The organism is Streptomyces sp. NPDC058864 (assembly GCF_042742985.1).
GTDB lineage: Bacteria > Actinomycetota > Actinomycetes > Streptomycetales > Streptomycetaceae > Actinacidiphila.
This window is the reverse complement of record NZ_JBHYMQ010000047.1, coordinates 51,344-66,294: the sequence shown is the minus strand read 5'-3', so window position 1 is coordinate 66,294 and position 14,951 is coordinate 51,344. Positions and strand designations below refer to the sequence as shown.

At 72.2% G+C, this 14,951-nt stretch carries 17 protein-coding genes and 2 pseudogenes; 11 read left to right on the top strand and 8 right to left on the bottom strand.

All coding sequences use genetic code 11. The annotated features are described in order from the left end of the window. From ACFW3D_RS28935 to ACFW3D_RS28915, 5 genes and pseudogenes are all read left to right on the top strand, one after another. Positions 1-692: ABC-2 membrane transporter-related protein (locus ACFW3D_RS28935; RefSeq protein WP_500508809.1), on the top strand; the 692-nt coding region annotated here is incomplete at its 5' end. A 144-nt stretch (positions 693-836) separates the two neighbouring features. Beyond that, positions 837-1,217: pseudogene (locus ACFW3D_RS28930) on the top strand (S8 family serine peptidase); the annotation flags it as partial. A 188-nt stretch (positions 1,218-1,405) separates the two neighbouring features. After that, positions 1,406-2,479 carry a hypothetical protein gene (locus ACFW3D_RS28925; RefSeq protein ID WP_500508807.1) on the top strand — a complete coding sequence of 358 codons (1,074 nt, stop codon included), beginning with the start codon at positions 1,406-1,408 and terminating at the stop codon, positions 2,477-2,479. A gap of 166 nt (positions 2,480-2,645) precedes the next feature. After that, positions 2,646-2,735, top strand: a pseudogene (locus ACFW3D_RS28920) (IS5/IS1182 family transposase); the annotation flags it as partial. Continuing rightward, on the top strand, positions 2,719-3,036 hold the full coding sequence (locus ACFW3D_RS28915) for an ABC transporter permease (RefSeq protein WP_500508805.1): 318 nt from the start codon (positions 2,719-2,721) through the stop codon (positions 3,034-3,036). The pseudogene ACFW3D_RS28920 and the gene ACFW3D_RS28915, both read left to right, overlap by 17 nt. On the opposite strand, the gene ACFW3D_RS28910 is transcribed toward ACFW3D_RS28915, so the two are convergent. The 4 genes from ACFW3D_RS28910 to ACFW3D_RS28895 are packed head-to-tail and all read right to left on the bottom strand — an operon-like array spanning position 2,976 to position 5,278. After that, positions 2,976-3,740, bottom strand: a complete 765-nt coding sequence (locus tag ACFW3D_RS28910) for a VWA domain-containing protein (RefSeq protein WP_500508818.1) — start codon at positions 3,738-3,740, stop codon at positions 2,976-2,978. The two genes, ACFW3D_RS28915 and ACFW3D_RS28910, sit on opposite strands and share 61 nt — an antisense overlap. A 49-nt stretch (positions 3,741-3,789) precedes the next feature. Beyond that, the gene (locus ACFW3D_RS28905) at positions 3,790-4,269 is read right to left on the bottom strand and encodes a hypothetical protein (RefSeq protein ID WP_500508803.1); all 480 of its coding nucleotides are present in this window, start codon (positions 4,267-4,269) and stop codon (positions 3,790-3,792) included. A 38-nt stretch (positions 4,270-4,307) separates the two neighbouring features. Further along, positions 4,308-4,871 carry a carboxymuconolactone decarboxylase family protein gene (locus ACFW3D_RS28900; RefSeq protein WP_500508801.1) on the bottom strand — a complete coding sequence of 188 codons (564 nt, stop codon included), beginning with the start codon at positions 4,869-4,871 and terminating at the stop codon, positions 4,308-4,310. Positions 4,872-4,903: 32 nt separating this feature from the next. Continuing rightward, positions 4,904-5,278, bottom strand: coding sequence for a nuclear transport factor 2 family protein (locus ACFW3D_RS28895; protein ID WP_500508816.1), 375 nt, complete (start codon positions 5,276-5,278; stop codon positions 4,904-4,906). Between the two features lie 243 nt (positions 5,279-5,521). Here ACFW3D_RS28895 and ACFW3D_RS28890 point away from each other — a divergent pair, with 243 nt between their 5' ends. Next, entirely contained in the window at positions 5,522-6,229 is a 708-nt protein-coding gene (locus ACFW3D_RS28890) for an SDR family oxidoreductase (protein ID WP_500508799.1), read from the top strand. A gap of 103 nt (positions 6,230-6,332) precedes the next feature. Here ACFW3D_RS28890 and ACFW3D_RS28885 read toward each other — a convergent pair whose 3' ends face one another. Further along, a complete protein-coding gene (locus ACFW3D_RS28885) occupies positions 6,333-6,719 on the bottom strand; it encodes a hypothetical protein (RefSeq protein ID WP_500508797.1) in 387 nt (128 codons plus the stop codon). Between the two features lie 165 nt (positions 6,720-6,884). On the opposite strand from ACFW3D_RS28885, the gene ACFW3D_RS28880 reads away from it, so the two are divergent. Together ACFW3D_RS28880 and ACFW3D_RS28875 are read left to right on the top strand one after the other, a co-directional pair. Then, positions 6,885-7,337, top strand: coding sequence for a MarR family winged helix-turn-helix transcriptional regulator (locus ACFW3D_RS28880; protein WP_500508796.1), 453 nt, complete (start codon positions 6,885-6,887; stop codon positions 7,335-7,337). A 60-nt stretch (positions 7,338-7,397) separates the two neighbouring features. Beyond that, the gene (locus ACFW3D_RS28875) at positions 7,398-7,958 is read left to right on the top strand and encodes a DinB family protein (protein WP_500508793.1); all 561 of its coding nucleotides are present in this window, start codon (positions 7,398-7,400) and stop codon (positions 7,956-7,958) included. A gap of 121 nt (positions 7,959-8,079) precedes the next feature. Here ACFW3D_RS28875 and ACFW3D_RS28870 read toward each other — a convergent pair whose 3' ends face one another. Beyond that, positions 8,080-9,267, bottom strand: a complete 1,188-nt coding sequence (locus ACFW3D_RS28870) for an MFS transporter (RefSeq protein ID WP_500508791.1) — start codon at positions 9,265-9,267, stop codon at positions 8,080-8,082. 497 nt (positions 9,268-9,764) lie between these two features. Between ACFW3D_RS28870 and ACFW3D_RS28865 the strand changes: the two genes are divergently transcribed. Next, entirely contained in the window at positions 9,765-11,519 is a 1,755-nt protein-coding gene (locus ACFW3D_RS28865; RefSeq protein WP_500508789.1) for a CocE/NonD family hydrolase, read from the top strand. Between the two features lie 190 nt (positions 11,520-11,709). Continuing rightward, positions 11,710-12,402: an SDR family NAD(P)-dependent oxidoreductase gene (locus ACFW3D_RS28860; protein WP_500508787.1), complete on the top strand. Its 693-nt coding sequence runs from the start codon at positions 11,710-11,712 to the stop codon at positions 12,400-12,402. 8 nt (positions 12,403-12,410) lie between these two features. Here ACFW3D_RS28860 and ACFW3D_RS28855 read toward each other — a convergent pair whose 3' ends face one another. Beyond that, a complete protein-coding gene (locus ACFW3D_RS28855) occupies positions 12,411-13,697 on the bottom strand; it encodes an MFS transporter (RefSeq protein WP_500508785.1) in 1,287 nt (428 codons plus the stop codon). Between the two features lie 3 nt (positions 13,698-13,700). Between ACFW3D_RS28855 and ACFW3D_RS28850 the strand changes: the two genes are divergently transcribed. Further along, entirely contained in the window at positions 13,701-14,378 is a 678-nt protein-coding gene (locus ACFW3D_RS28850; protein WP_500508782.1) for a FadR/GntR family transcriptional regulator, read from the top strand. Between the two features lie 20 nt (positions 14,379-14,398). Here ACFW3D_RS28850 and ACFW3D_RS28845 read toward each other — a convergent pair whose 3' ends face one another. Further along, a complete protein-coding gene (locus tag ACFW3D_RS28845) occupies positions 14,399-14,761 on the bottom strand; it encodes a DUF1330 domain-containing protein (protein ID WP_500508779.1) in 363 nt (120 codons plus the stop codon). Positions 14,762-14,951: the final 190 nt, after the last annotated feature.

Genomic DNA, 14,951 nt, shown 5'->3' with positions numbered 1-14,951 from the left:
TCGGCGCCCCGCTGCTCGCGGGTGACTTGGAGAGCGGCACGGCCAAGCTCGTCACCTCCCAGGGCGCCGGACCCGCCCGCTGGCTCGCCGCCAAGATCGCGGGCGCAGTCCTGGTGGTCGTCGTCTGCACGGTCGCCCTCGCCCTCGCGTGCGAGGCGTGGTGGGGGCCGTTGAAGGAGCAGGACGGGAGCATGGGCTGGGACGTGACGGTGTTCAGCAACACCGGGCCCGTGCCCGTCGCGCTCACCGTTCTCACCGTCCTGGGCGGCGTCGCGATCGGCATGGTCCTGCGCCGCACCCTGCTCTCCATGGTCGTGACCTTCTTCTTCACCGTCGCGGTCGAGGTGGTCTGGGCCATGCACCGGATGGCCTTCGCGGATCCGGTCAGGATCGTGAGCCGTTCGGGACACGCGGGTTCCGCCCCGCTCGTTCCGCCGGGCGGCTTGGAGGTGGACCAGTCGTACCTCACGGGCTCCGGGCAGACCCTGCCGCTGGGCACCTGCCTGAACGAGCCCTCGGGGCACGCCGCCGAGTCCTGCTTCCGGCAGAAGGATGTCGTCGGCCACGCGGTGGACTACCTGCCGCTGTCGCAGTTGAGCACCACTCAGTGGCTCGACGCCGCGGTCCTTTTCGCGCTCGCGGCGGGCGTGGCGGGCTTCGTGCTGCTGCGTGGCCGCAAGCGCGTCGTCTGACCAGACCCCGGTCAGGGGCACCGGACGGCGTTCGGCCACGAAGGCCCCACGACTTCCCCGGCGGAACGCCTGCACCACCGCCGCCGAGAGTGCGGCGGTCCCCGCCGCCGCGCTCTCCTCCACCCGGTCCCGGCCGCCGAACGCGCGGCGAAGGTCCGGAAGATCTGGCTCGGCGGCAAGGTCGAGGCGAGTCTCGACCGGAGCACGGCGCAGATCGGCGCCCCACCGGCCTGGGCGGCCGGTTACGACGGCACGGGCGTCACCGTCGCGGTCCTGGACACCGGGGTGGACGCCACGCACCCCGACCTGAAGGACCGCGTCGACGCCCAGGAGAATTTCTCCGACACGCCGGACACCGTCGACCGCGTGGGCCACGGCACGCACGTGGCCTCGACCGTCGCGGGCTCCGGGGCCCGGTCGGGCGGGAAGTACAAGGGCGTGGCGCCCGGAGCGCGCATCATCAGCGGCAAGGTCCTCGACGACAGCGGCTCGGGTCGTGAATCCGACATCATCGCCGGTATGCAGTGAGCTTTTTCAGAGTGGCCACTGATCGAGTAATGGCTGAGCCCAAGCACGCCAGTTGTCACATAGGCAGGCTTGCTCTCGCTGTGGCCGAGGCTGCATGCGTTGGACTTGACCAGATGAACACCGATGCCACTGAGGCTGATTGAGGCAACCGGGGGTTGTCAGTGGCTGGTGGCAGGATCACCGGCATGGTTTTCGTACGTACGACTCCGCCGCGGCCCGTGGACGTGACTGCGGTCTTTCCCGAGCTGGCGCCGTTGGCGCGTCCTGCGATTCGGCTGCACCCTCGCCCCGGGTCGCCTTCGACCGGGGAGAGCTCGGTCGGGGGGCCGTTGCTGTGGCCGGCTGCGGAGCCGTGGCCGCACTGTGAAACCTCGCACCTGCACGTGGACAGCGGGTTTCGCGAGTCACCGGACGACGTGCGGCTCTTGAGGCGCATGCGGGTCCGGTGGCACGGCGATCACGGTGGTCCTGGGACAACGCCCGAGGAAGCGGCGGTCAAGGAACGTAACGCCGCGAGACTCGCGGAGCGACTCGACGCCGGCCCGCCGCCTGCGGACTGCCCGGTCCCCATGCTGCCCGTGGCCCAGCTGTATCTGCGCGACATTCCCCTGCTGCGGCCGCCGGGACAGGCCGATCTGCTCCAGGTGCTGTGGTGCCCCTACGACCACGATCCGGATCACAAGCCGTTGACCGCACTGTTCTGGCGGTCCGCCGCCGAGGTTGTCGACATCCTCGCCACACCGCCTGAGCCGTACGAGGTGAACTATGAGGGCTATGTGCCGGAGCCGTGCGTGCTGGCACCGGAAGAGATCGCCGATTACCCCGACAGCCTCGACCTGAGCCCGCAGATGCGGCTGATGGTGGGGGACTGGGGCAGGTGGCAGGCGGCCGGCGCCAGCGTGGACAGCTCCTACGCGGAGTATCCGCGGGACTTCTATGACCAGCATCTGGCTGACGCGCCCGGCTGGAAGGTCGGCGGCTGGCCTCCGTGGGGCCGCACCGATCCCAACCCCCGACACTGCGCTGTGTGCGACGCCCGGATGGTCCCGCTGCTGACCATCGCCTCCCGCGAATGGGGCGGCGGGGAGGGACACAGCTGGACGCCTCAAGAGGACCAGGCCGCCGCCAACGCCGCCGCGCAGTGCTGTGGCCAGAGGCCCTCGGGGCCGACCAAGGTCGAAGTCGGCAGCACCGACAACATGCAGATCTACGTCTGCCCCATCTTTCCCGAGCATCCGCACACCGACCTGATCCAATGAGCTGCCGGGCCTGTCACGCACCCTCCGCAGCCGGAGACAGAAGTGCCGCCGCGTCAGGGTGTGTGACAAGCCGTTCGCCTCAAGGCGGCGGGACCCGCAACGCACAAGGCTCCTGTGCCGTAGGAGGAGGTGTTCGAAGTCTCAACCCGCTCGCACGGGGGCCTCGTTGGTTTCCCATCCTGCTGCACTCGACCTGCCGCACACGCTGGTTGAGTCGGTCACCATGCTCATCGTCACGCGTGAGGGTGACCGCCGCTCGGGTCGGCGAGATCGGACTCCGGCGCGCGCTGGGTGCGTCCCGGCGTCAGGTCGCCGGGCAGTTCCTGACGGAGTCCACCACCACCATCCGGCTCCTCGGCGGGATCGTCGGCGCCGCCCTCCGCGTCCTCGTCGTCGTCAGCGTGTCCGCCGTCAAGGACTGGACTCCCGTCCTCGACCCCCGCCTCGCCCTCGGCGCCCCCGTCGCCGGCGCCCTGGTCGGACTCGTCGCCGGCCTCTACCCCTCCCTGCGCGCCGCCCGCATGGAACCCGTCGACGCCCTCCGCGCCCCCTCCTGATCCCGGCCCGGCCGGCGTCGGGACGTACGGACCCAGCGCGCGTAGTGCCGGATCATCGCGTACTGGTGGAAGGGGTCCAGCGCTGCCGAGAAGTCCAGGTTCCAGTAGTCGTTGAGGTGCGCGTTCGTGATCTCGGGCCGTTCCGCGCGCACGTCGTCCAAGCGGTTCAGCACCGATGACGGAAGCTCGTCCGACTGGGCGATGAACTGCCAGAACAGCGGTCTGCCCGCGGCCTTCTCCAACTGGGCCGCGACGGCCCTGTCCTCGTCTGGCACCGACCCCACGTGGAACAGCACCAGGACCGGGACCCGGGAGTTCTCGTACTCCGTCCGCAGCCGCTCCATCGCACCGGCGACGCTGCTCCCGGTGAACAGCCCGAACTCCGCGGCCGAGCGTGCCAGCAGGTTGTCGTCGACCGGGCTCTCGGCGAAGACGGGCTCCTGCGCGAGGACCGCCCAGTCCGCCTCCCACGCCTCGAGCGCGTCTCGCGGTATCGGCGGGAGGCGGTGGCAGTCCGCACCGTAGATCCAGACGTCCGGTACGCGTGATGCGTCCAGCGCCTGCGCGATGCGCACGGCACGGCGCACCGTCAGCCGGATGCGCTGCCCCTCGAACGCGGTGCGGCTGTCGCCGGACAGCACCAGGACGACCTTCGACTTCCCGCGCTTGAGACGGCTCAGCCGGGCCGCCCACCACATCGTCATGCTCACCTTGTCAGGCTAGCGTCCGGGCGCGAGCCGGGGACCGGAACGATCAGTGCGCGACCGTTCCGACATCGCTGACCCACACGGGGAGGGGTACGTCCCGCCCGGGCAACGGCGGTTCCGGCCCGGCGCCGGCGTCTTCAAGGGCGGACCAGGTGACCACCCCCGGTTCCGGGTCGCCGAGGAAGGCCTCGACGATGGTCCCGAGGTCACCGGAGGGGGTGCAGGCGGCGCCGAACGGCAGGTCGTGCGCGGCCACCGAACCGGTGGAGCAGCGAAGTTGCCCGGCTTGTCCGTCGTGCCACACGTAGAACGTCGCCGGCCCCGTGAAGCCCGTCGTGCGGACGCGCCGCCGGATGCCTTCGGCGGTCCGCTCGAACGCGTCGACCACCTCGGCCACGGAGACCGACCGCCGGTCCTCCGGTTCCGCGGACAACCACCAGGTGTTGGTCCGCCGCTCCGCCCCGCGGTCGGCCGGCTCCAGCAGGAGCGGCTCGTCGGCGATCTCGGCGATCCAGGTCAGCAGCACGCCGGCAGTATCCCGCGTGCCCGGACCTCGGGAACGCCTCAGGCGGGGCCCGCGTCCGCGGCGGCTCCCAGGACCTCGCCGTCGCGGTAGACCCGGGTCGCCTCGACGTCGAGCACGGTGGCGACCCGGGCGAACGACCAGTAGTAGCCCGCCACTTGCAGGACCTCGACGACCTCGCGCTCGCTGAGGAAGGAGCGCGCCAGGCCGAACACCTCGTCGCTGACGCGGGGGTGCTGCACCACTTCGGCGGTGAGGCGGAGCACGGCGCGGTCGGGGAGGGGGAGGGCGGGGTTGTCCAGGTCGCGGGCCCGGATGAGGCGGAGGGTCTGTTCGTCGACCCCGGCCGACTGTGCGACGGGTTCGTGCTGGGCCGTGACGAAGGCGCAGTCGGTGTACGCGGCGACGGTGAGGATGACGAGTTCACGCGAACGGGCCGGGAGGCGCAGCGAGGTGGACTGGGCCCGGGCGAGTTCCACGAACGGCTGCACGGTGCCGGCCGAGTGGGACAGCATCTTGACCATCGGGTCCGGCGGCAGCGTGGTCAGGTACTGCCGGACGTCTTCGGGGAAGGACGACGGGTCGGGGTCGGTCAGTCGGGGCATGGGGTGCTCCAGCGGTGGTGCGGTCGGGTGTGTCAGCGGGCGTCGCCGGGGAGGTCGAAGCCGGCGTCGCTCAGGTGCCGGAAGCGGCCGTCCTCGGAGTGGGTGCCGAAGACCGCGACCTCGCGGTGCCGGGTGGAGCCGTCCGCCAGGGTGACGTGGTAGGCGTGCCGTTCGGCGTACGTCGTTCCGTCGCAGACCTCGTCGATGACGGTGAGCGTGCCGCGGGTGATCCGGCTGCGGAGGCCGGCCACCATGGCCGCGAACTGCTCGCGCGTCAGGACCGCGCCGTTGTTGCGGTGGGTGTAGTCGGGCGCGTAGTAGCGGTCGAGGACCTCGTCCAGCGCGACGCCGGGCTCCGGCTCGAAGACCAGTGCCCGGAGGGCGTCACTGATGCGGGCGCGCGTCATCGCCACGGTTGCTCCTTGCGAAGGGGGAGTATGCGGACCTTCGAGTCCGGATAATCCGACCGTACCGGACTCGGAGGTCCGGTACTGCCCCGGGCGACCTGTGGGCCGCGTCACAGCCCTTGGCGCGCGCCCGAGGACGCTGGTACCGCGGGTCCCAGGAAAACGGGACGACTCCCTGCCCGCCCCGCCCCGCCGCAGTCTGGAGGCGTCGGAGAACCGAACACCCGAGACGGGAGCGACACCATGACGACCACACTGATCACCGGAGCCAACAAGGGGCTGGGCCACGAGACCGCGCGCCGCCTGATCGCGGAGGGCCACACCGTGTGGATCGGGGCCCGCGACGCCGAGCGCGGCCGCCAGGCCGCCGAGCGGCTGGGGGCGTCCTTCGTGCGGCTCGACGTGACGGACGACGAGTCCGTTGCCGCCGCCGTGCGGACGGTCGAGGCCCAAGGCGGCCTGGACGTTCTGATCAACAACGCCGGCATCGAGGTGCGCCGGGCGGACAACAGCGTCGTCCCCACCGTGGAGACCACCGCCGACGCGATGAAGGCGACCTTCGAGACCAACGTCTTCGGCGTCGTGCGCGTCCTGCACGCCTTCGTGCCGCTGCTGCGGAAGTCCACCGCCCCGGTCGTCGTCAACGTCGGCAGTGGTCTGGGCTCGCTGCACCACGTCGCGGACCCCGACCAGCCGGCCTACATGTTCCCGGGCATGGACTACCCGGCGTCGAAGCTGGCGGTGAACATGATCACCGTCCAGTACGCGAAGGCGCTGCCGGACTTCCGGATCAACTCGGTGGAGCCGGGCTTCACGAAGACCGACCTGAACGGCAACACCGGCTTCCAGACGGTCGAGCAGGGTGCCGAGATCATCGTCCGCATGGCGCTCGTCGGCCCGGACGGCCCGACCGGCGGCTACTTCGACCGCGACGGCGCGCTCCCCTGGTGACGACCGGCCCCCACGCCGGGCCCGGGCGGCGGCATCGCTTAGCGGGTCGCCGCGAGGGGGGAGGGGGCCGGCCGCCGGGAGCGCGCCGGCGGGGTACGGGTCCTCAGGCGCGGAAACTGAACATGGGGCCGAGGGACTTCCAGGAGTGGAGGTTCCCCGCGGGCTCGGTGGTCGAGGAGCCCGTGCAGTCCGCGTTCTTGTAGAAGGTGACGGGGCGGTCCGTCATGTTGATGTTCGCGAGGATCCCGAACGGTGCCGTCACGCACGCGGTGCCGACGTCACGGTAGAGCGCCGTGCGGCCGGTGAACCACTCGGTCTCGAACACGCAGAGGCTGCCCGCGGTGGTGCACCGCGAGTCCGCCGTCCCCATGACGACGGGTCCGGTCGTCGCCGACGCCTGGGCGGGTGCCAGTCCCAGCAGCAGTCCGGCGGCGGTCGCCGCCGCGGCCGCCGCGGCCGTTGCGGCGCGCTTGTACCCGAATAGGTGCATGACTCTCCTTCGTGACGCGGGGGATGGGGCCCTGAGGGTCCCCAGCCTGACCCGGCCGCGAGGAAGTGGTCAACGTTTCAACTAGATATGGCCGGTTCCGTGCCCGCCCTCTTGACGCACGGCGGGGAGGCCGTCGGCGGTATACCGGCGGGTTAAGCTGTTGCAATGACGGCGGATGCTCCCCTGAACGCAGAAGAAGAGCGCTTCTGGCGTGCCCTGGCGCGCGTGATGACGGCGTTGCCGAAGGCTCTGGATGACGACCTTCTGAAGTCGACCGGGCTGACGCTGTCCGAGTACTCGGTGCTGATGTTCCTGTCCGAGGCCAAGGACCGCGAGCTGCGGATGATCGACCTGGCCGAACTCACCCGTCTCTCGGCCAGCCGCATCTCACGGGTGGTCGACTCCCTCAAGGCCCGCGGCTGGGTGGCCAAGCGCCGGCACGAGGTGGACGCACGGGGGAGCGTGGCGACCCTGACGGCCGGCGGGCTCGAGCGTCTGGAGGCCGCCTACCCGTCGCTCCTGTCCAGCGCGCGCAGGCGCGTCATGGACCACGTGGACTCCGCCTCCCTCTCCAGCATGGCCGTGCAGTTCGAAAGCGTCGCCGAGCACCTCGGCTAGCCGGCGCCGCCGGACAAACCCGGTGGCGGACCCGGGCCGTCACCGACCACGATGCGGGGCATGAGCGATCAAGCGACGCGATGGACCCGGGCGACCGTCTACCCCGACATGTGGGTCGACCCCGACGACGACCCCCGCAACAGCGACGGACCGGGTCCGGACGGTGAGCTCGCCACCCTCCAGGACTACCTGACGAGCTACCGCACGACCCTGCGGATGAAGTGCCAGGACCTGGACCCCGGGCAACTGGCCCGTCGTTCGGTCCCGCCCTCGACGATGTCGCTGCTCGGCCTGCTGCGGCACCTCGCGGAGGTGGAACGGGACTGGCGCAACTGGATCGGCGAGGGCGAACCGCTGCCGAAGCTCTACGGCCCGCGTGACGCGGACTTCGACGGCGCTGTCGCCGACCGGGCCGTGGTCGATGCCGCGTACCGGGACCTGGAGCGTGAGCAGGCCGCGACCGACGCGGCGCTGGCGGAGCATCCGGACCTGGGCGCGCGTGTGGGCAAGGAGGGGATCGCGGTCCGGGAGCTGATGGTGCACAGGGTCGAGGAGTACGCCCGGCACTGCGGGCACGCCGACCTGTTGCGCGAGTGCGTCGACGGCAGAGTGGGTCAGTGACGCGGACCGGGGACCTTGCGCCCCGGCCCGCCGGCCGCCGCGTGCCCTGCGGGGGGCCGCGCTCCCTCAGGTGGGCGCGCGGCGGCCGGCGTCGTGCCGGTTCCGTCGTGCCGGTCGCGTGCTACCGGCCCCGGGCGGACGCCCGGTCCGGTACGACCATCCTCGAGGTGTCGACCACGGCGAGCCCGGCCAGCCCCAGCAGGGGCAGGACGGTCAGCTGCCACAGACCGGCGCCGCCCCAGCCGAGCGCGTCCACGAGCCGGGCGAAGAGCAGCCCCGAGAAGGCCGCCGGCACGTAGTAGGTCAGCATGAACAACCCCGCGCCCCGGCCGACGAGCTCGGGGCGCACCGCGCGCTGCATGGCGGTGGTGCAGTTGGTGAACAGGACGCCGCTGGCGAAGGCGCCCATGAGGAAGGCGAGGGCGTACTGGGCCGCGGCGGACGTGGCGTACTGGTAGGTGAGTGCCGCGGTCCCGGACGTGGTCACGAAGCCGACGGCCAGCAGGAGCCGCTGGTTGACGCGGTCCCCGAGCCAGCCGGCAGGCAGCGCCATCATCGCGCCGAAACCGAAGCATGAGACGGCCAGCGCGGCCTGTCCCGCGTCGAGCCCGAGGTGCTCGCGCAGGAAGGTCGGGTAGAGCCCGAGGAAGCCGTAGTTCACGAGGCCGGTCACGGCACAGACGATCCCCATGCCGAGCGTGTTGCGGTTGTACGGGCTCGCCGGCACGTGGTCGAAGCGGTCGGCTGGCGTGCCGGCGCCGGTGCCGGTGACCGCTTCGGTCATGGTGCGGCTGACGGTGGCGCGGATGAGCAGGGCGATCCCCAGCCCGGCGGCCGCGAACACGTAGAAGGGGTCGCGCCAGCCGCCCCACGTACCGGCGAGGCCGTTGCCGATCAGCGGGCCGAGGAAGACGCCCGCGCCGAAGGCGACGCCGACGACGCCGGCGGCGACCGCCCGGCGGTGGAAGAAGTAGGCGCCGACGACGGCGTACAGGGCGGTGGCCTGCATGCCCTCACCCACCCCGGAGAGCAGCCGGTAGACGCCCATGTCGGAGAAGCCGGAGGCGAGAGGGATCGCCAGGGTGCCGAGGGAGTAGACGACGACGCTCAGCACGAGGACGCTTCTGCGGCCGAGCCGGTCCATCAGGTAGCTCGTGGGAAGCCCGACCAGGGCCATGCCGAGCGTGAAACCGGTCGCGAGCAGCCCTCCCTGGTCGAGGGAGAACCCGAACTCGGCGCGGATCTCGGGCAGCAGGGGGTAGAAGACCTGCCGGTCCATGGCGTTGACCATGTACGAGACGCACAGCACCGCGAAGCCGACGGCGACACCGGCGCGGGTGAGGGGCCTGGGGAAGGCGGGGCGGGAGCGGCCTTCGCAAGGGGTCCGTCTATCACGTGAGGGTTCCTTGGGGGACGACGACAGAGGGTCGCACTCGAGAGCGGACGGATGTCCGTATGACGTACACGTGAAGTGCTGGCCGCAACGATGAGCGACGCGTGAGGGGCTGTCAATACATCGCGCGCGGCCCGGCGGGGGTCGGCGGGCAGATCTCCCCAGCGGATTGATGTGGGGCGATCCGGGGTGATTCCCGCGTCGCGGGCGCGAGGTCCACGATGTTACGGACAGATGTCCGTAACTATTTGCTCACGCATGGACCTATGTTACGGTCGCGCTGACTCCTCCCGGGGGCAGCGCACCACGCGCTGCCGAGGCCCCACCCCGCCGTGGGCCCCCTGTCCCGTCGCCCCGGCCGTGCGGCCCCGTGCGGCGGGGACCCGAACGCCGGCCGACGAACGGAGAGCACGATGGGAAGTCACACCAGCGAGATCCGGGACGGCATGCGTGTCGACTGGGACGTCCCGATCCCGATGGACGACGGGGTGGTGCTCCGGGCGGACGTCTTCCGTCCCGTGACGGAGGGCCGCCATCCCGTGATCATGACCCATGGGCCCTACGCCAAGGGGCTGGCCTTCCAGGAGGGCTACCCGGGCATGTGGGGGCCGCTGTCCGCCAAGTACCCCGACGTGACCGCCGGTTCGTCCAACCGGTACCAGAACTGGGAGACCGTCGACCCCGAGAAGTGGGTGCCGGACGGGTACGTGTGCGTCCGCGTGGACTCGCGCGGCGCCGGCCGCTCCCCCGGGCTCCTCGACATCTTCTCCCCGCGCGAGACCCGTGACTACCACGACTGCGTCGAGTGGGCCGGCACCCAGCCGTGGAGCAACGGCAAGGTGGGTCTGCTCGGCATCTCGTACTACGCGGTGAACCAGTGGCAGGTGGCGGCGCTGCGGCCACCGCACCTCGCGGCCATCTGCCCCTGGGAGGGAGCCAGCGACCTCTACCGGGAGTTCGCCCGCCACGGCGGCATCCTCAACACCTTCACCTCCGTGTGGTACCCGGTCCAGGTCGCCTCGGTGCAGCACGGAGTGGGCGAGCGCGGCGCGCGCAACCCGCACACCGGCGAGTACGTCGCGGGCCCCGGCACGCGCCCGGAGCCGGAACTGGCCGCACTCCGCACCGACGCGCCCGCCGAACTGCTCTCCCGTCCGCTGGACGAGGCCTACTACCGGGAGCGCTCACCGGAACTCGAGAGGATCACCGTGCCCGTCCTCTCGGCCACCAACTGGGCCCACCACCTGCACACCCGAGGCGGTTTCGAGGGCTACGCCCGCGTCGGCTCGGCGGACAAGTGGCTGGAGGTGCACGGGCTGGAGCACTTCGCCGAGTTCTACACCGACTACGGCGTGGCCCTGCAGAAGCGCTTCTTCGGCCACTTCCTGAAGGGCGAGGACACCGGCTGGGACCGCCAGCCGCCCGTCCAGCTGAACGTCCGTCACGTGGACGGCACGTTCGAGCGGCGCCCGGAACGGGAATGGCCCCTCGCCCGCACCCGGTGGACCGAACTCCACCTGCACCCGGGCACCTTGGAGTTGGCCGAGGAGGCCGCCCCGGAGGAGCGGAGCGCCGACTTCGACGCGACCGGCGACGGACTGACCTTCACCACCGGGCCGTTCCCCGAGGACGCCGAGATCACCGGGCCCGCGGCCGCCCGCCTCCACATCGCGTCGACGACCACCGATGCCGACCTGTTCCTCACCCTGCGGGTGCTCGACCCGCGGGGCGAGGACGTCACCTTCGTCAGCGGGCTCGATCCGGCGGGCGTGGTCGGGGCGGGCTGGCTGAGGGCCTCCCACCGTGCCACCGACCCCGAGCGCAGCCTGCCCTACCGGCCCTGGCACACGCACGACCGGCCGCAGCCGCTCATCCCGGGCGAGATCGTCGCGCTCGACGTCGAGATCTGGCCCACCTCCGTCGTGGTGCCCGCCGGCCACCGGGTCGCCCTGACCGTCACGGGACGCGACTTCGAACTGCCCGGCGACGGCCCCTGGCCCAGTACGTACGGCGTACCGATGAAGGGGCACGGCATCTTCCTGCACGACGACCCCGACGACCGCCCGTCCGAGGTCTTCGCCGGCACGACCACCCTCGTCTCCGGTCCCGCCCACCCCTCCCACCTGCTGCTCCCCTTCGTGCCGCGCGGCGCCCAGCCGACGCCGTGACGAATGGCGCGGGCCCCGCGGGAACCACGCCGGTGACGGTGACGGTGACGGTGACGGTGACGGTGACGGTGCCGTGACCGGGGAAGCGGCGTTGACGGGACCCGGACGGCGCGGGAGAAGGTGAGGAACCGGACGTACGCGGTACGGATCCCTGCGGCGACAGAGATCCGCACAGGCACAGGGGAGACCCATGACCGTCTCACTGATCACCGGCGGCACCAGGGGCCTCGGCCGGGAGACCGCCCGCCGGCTGGCCGGGCTCGGGCACACCGTGCACGTCGGCGGCCGCGACGAGGGCCGCGGGCGGGCGGCGGCCGATGGGATCGGGGCACACTTCCTGCCCCTCGACGTGACCGACGACGCCTCCGTCGCGGCGGCCGCCGCCGAGTTCACCCGCCGGGAGGGCCGGCTCGACGTCCTGGTCAACTGCGCGGGGGCTTTCGAGGGCATGCGCGGGGCCGAGGAGGTCACCGCGGACGTCATGCGCCACGTCTTCGAGACCAATGTCTTCGGCGTGGTGCGCATGACGCACGCCTTCCTGCCGCTGCTCGCGGTCTCCGAGGCACCCGTCGTCGTCAACGTCAGCTCGGCGTTCGGCTCGTTCGGGATGGTCACCGACGCGGGCCGCCCGGAGGCCGCGATCCTCCTGCCGGTGTACGCGTCGTCGAAGGCGGCGCTGAACATGCTCACGGTCCAGTACGCGAAAGCCCTGCCCGGCCTGCGCGTCAACGCCGCCGAGCCGGGGCTGACGGGGACGGATCCGTACGGAAGGGGCAGCGGCACGGTCGAGGAGGCCGCCGAGGTGATCGTCCGGCTGGCGACCCTCGGCCCGGACGGACCCACGGGCACCTTCTCCGGCCCGGACGGCGCCCTGCCCTGGTGACACCGCGCTCAGCCCACGCTGCGGTCCCGCCCCGCGAGCAGGCCGGCGATCAGCTGCGCCACCATCAGGACGGCCATGACCACCAGCGGAACCCGCCAGCCGCCGGTGCGCTCGTACAGGGCGCCGACCAGGAACGGGACGGGGATCGAGAGCAGGTAGCCCGTGCTCTGCGCGAAGGCGGAGAGGCGCACCACCGTCGCGCTGTTCCGGCCGCGCAGTCCGATCATCGTCAGGGCGAGCGGGAACGAGCAGTTGGCGACGCCCAGCAGCACCGCCCACACCCAGGGCGCGGCGGCCGGTGCCGCCCACAGCCCCGCGTAGCCGGCCAGCCCGAACACCCCGAGCGCGACCGCGATGCCGCTCTGCCTCCGCAGCCGCCCCGCGAGGGCGGACAGCGCGAAGGACAGCGGCACCCCCAGTAGCGAGGTGACGGCGAACAGCAGGCCCGCCGTACCGGCCGACAGCCCCGCGTCGCGGAACACCTGGGGCAGCCAGCCGATGACGACGTAGGCGGCACCGGCCTGCAGACCGAAGTAGGCGGCCAGCGCCCAGGCGGTGGGGGAGCGGGTCATCCGCACGCCGGACGCGGACCCGGACCCGGACCCGTACGAGGTGCCGGGTCCCGGCCCGGCGCCGGGCGGCGGCACGGACGCGGGCTCCGGCGCCCGGTCCGCCGTACGGACCCGGGCCAGCACGAGCCACGGCGGCACCGCCACCGCGGCGACCACGCCCCAGGCGCCCAGTCCCCACCGCCAGTCGCCGCCGAACGCCCCGGACAGCGGCACGGTGGCGGCCGCCGCGACCGCGGCACCCAGGTTGAGCGCCATGGAGTACAGGCCGGTCATCCGGCCGACCTGACCGGGGAAGCGCTGCTTGACCACCACCGGCAGCAGCACGTTGGCCACCGCGATCCCGGCGAGCGCGACGGCGCTGAGCGCCAGGAACCGAGCGGTGCCGCCGGCGAGCGGCCGCAGCACAAGGCCCACGGCGACCACGGCCGTACCCGCGGCGACGACTGCCGAGGGCCCGTACCGGCGGGCCAACCGGGGCGCGGCGACGCCGACCAGGGCGAAGCAGAGCGCCGGCACGGAGGTGAGCAGCCCGGCCACGGCACCGCTCATTCCCAGGGCCGACCGCGCCTCGGCCAGTACTGGGCCGAGGCTGGTGACGGCGGGGCGGAGGTTGAACGCCACCAGCAGCAGCGCCACCACCGCGAGGCCGCGGGTGCGGCCGCCTTGCCGCGCCGCGTTACGCCGTACCGCGGACGGGCCCGGGACCCTGCGGCGTATAATCATGGGATGAGTCTACGTCCCGTGTCCCGTCCTTCCGGACTCTTCGAGCAGGTGGTGTCCGGACTGCGCCGCCAGATCACCTCCGGGGCGTGGCCGGTGGGCTCGCGCATCCCGACCGAGCCGGAACTCGTACGGCAGTTGGGCGTGGCCCGCAACACCGTCCGCGAGGCCGTGCGCGCCCTCGCCCACAACGGGCTGCTGGACATACGCCACGGCTCCGGCACGTACGTCGCGGCGACCAGCGAGCTCGCCGGGGTGATGCAGCGCCGCTTCGCGGAAGCCGGGCAGCGGGACGTGACCGAGGTGCGCGGAGCCCTGGAATCGGCCGCGGCCGGCCTCGCCGCGACACGCCGCACGGCCGACGACCTCGCCCGCCTCGACACGCTGCTGGACCGGCGTGAGCACGCCTGGGCCTCGGGTGACCGGGACGCCTTCGTGGACGCGGACAGCGCCTTCCACCTGGCGGTGGTGGCGGCCTCGCACAACGAGGTGCTGGCCGAGCTCTACGCGGACCTGGGTCAGGTCGTCAGGGACTCGCTGAGGGACCACTTCGGCGCCCGCGCCCTTGGCGCCGAGGACCACATGGACCACACGCGGCTGCTGGACGCCATCCGCGCCGGCGACGCGGCCACGGCGGCGGGGGAAGCCGCCTCCCACACCTCGGGCTGCGGTCCCGGCGGCTGAGCCCGGGGGCGTGCGGCCCGTCACGCCGGCAGCGCGCCCGTCCGCGTCGCCTCCTCCCTGAGCCGCGCGGCGGTCCGGGTGACGTCGTAGCCGGGGCCGACCCCTTCGACGAGGACGACCTCGCCGTCCAGGTGGCGGGTGCGGAGCGGAAGGATCTCCTGGTAGGCGCTCGACCGGTACCAGGCGCGGGCCCGGTCCATGTCGGGGAACCCGATCATGACGACCGTGCCCGGCCACCGCCCCTCGACGGCCTCCACGGTCGCGCCGTGGACGAGGAACCGGCCCCCGAAGGGGTCCATGGTGGCCTGGATGCGCTCCATGTAGGTGAAGACCTCCTCGTGGGGCTGCGCGGGGCGGAGGTGGGCGACGGCGTAGGCGGTCATGTCTGCTCCCTGGGGTCGAGGTGCCCGGCGTCCGTCCTGCCGTGCCGGACCTCCTTGATCGTGCCGGGGCGGGTACGGGCCGGTCGATGACGCCGGAGGTAATGAGGGCGTGCGAGCTTCATCACATTCGGGTCATATCGGCATGCTTCGGACGATGCTGTGCGGCGCGGCCCGGGGCCCCGCTCGGAGA

Coding starts and splice junctions, on each gene's coding strand:
- ACFW3D_RS28860 (WP_500508787.1), top strand. CDS start 11,710: ATGACCGTCTCACTGATCACCGGCGGCACCAGGGGCCTCGGCCGGGAG.
- ACFW3D_RS28890 (WP_500508799.1), top strand. CDS start 5,522: ATGACGACCACACTGATCACCGGAGCCAACAAGGGGCTGGGCCACGAG.
- ACFW3D_RS28875 (WP_500508793.1), top strand. CDS start 7,398: ATGAGCGATCAAGCGACGCGATGGACCCGGGCGACCGTCTACCCCGAC.
- ACFW3D_RS28865 (WP_500508789.1), top strand. CDS start 9,765: ATGGGAAGTCACACCAGCGAGATCCGGGACGGCATGCGTGTCGACTGG.
- ACFW3D_RS28855 (WP_500508785.1), bottom strand. CDS start 13,697: ATGATTATACGCCGCAGGGTCCCGGGCCCGTCCGCGGTACGGCGTAAC.
- ACFW3D_RS28900 (WP_500508801.1), bottom strand. CDS start 4,871: ATGCCCCGACTGACCGACCCCGACCCGTCGTCCTTCCCCGAAGACGTC.
- ACFW3D_RS28910 (WP_500508818.1), bottom strand. CDS start 3,740: ATGACGATGTGGTGGGCGGCCCGGCTGAGCCGTCTCAAGCGCGGGAAG.
- ACFW3D_RS28925 (WP_500508807.1), top strand. CDS start 1,406: ATGGTTTTCGTACGTACGACTCCGCCGCGGCCCGTGGACGTGACTGCG.
- ACFW3D_RS28880 (WP_500508796.1), top strand. CDS start 6,885: ATGACGGCGGATGCTCCCCTGAACGCAGAAGAAGAGCGCTTCTGGCGT.
- ACFW3D_RS28895 (WP_500508816.1), bottom strand. CDS start 5,278: ATGACGCGCGCCCGCATCAGTGACGCCCTCCGGGCACTGGTCTTCGAG.
- ACFW3D_RS28850 (WP_500508782.1), top strand. CDS start 13,701: ATGAGTCTACGTCCCGTGTCCCGTCCTTCCGGACTCTTCGAGCAGGTG.
- ACFW3D_RS28845 (WP_500508779.1), bottom strand. CDS start 14,761: ATGACCGCCTACGCCGTCGCCCACCTCCGCCCCGCGCAGCCCCACGAG.
- ACFW3D_RS28885 (WP_500508797.1), bottom strand. CDS start 6,719: ATGCACCTATTCGGGTACAAGCGCGCCGCAACGGCCGCGGCGGCCGCG.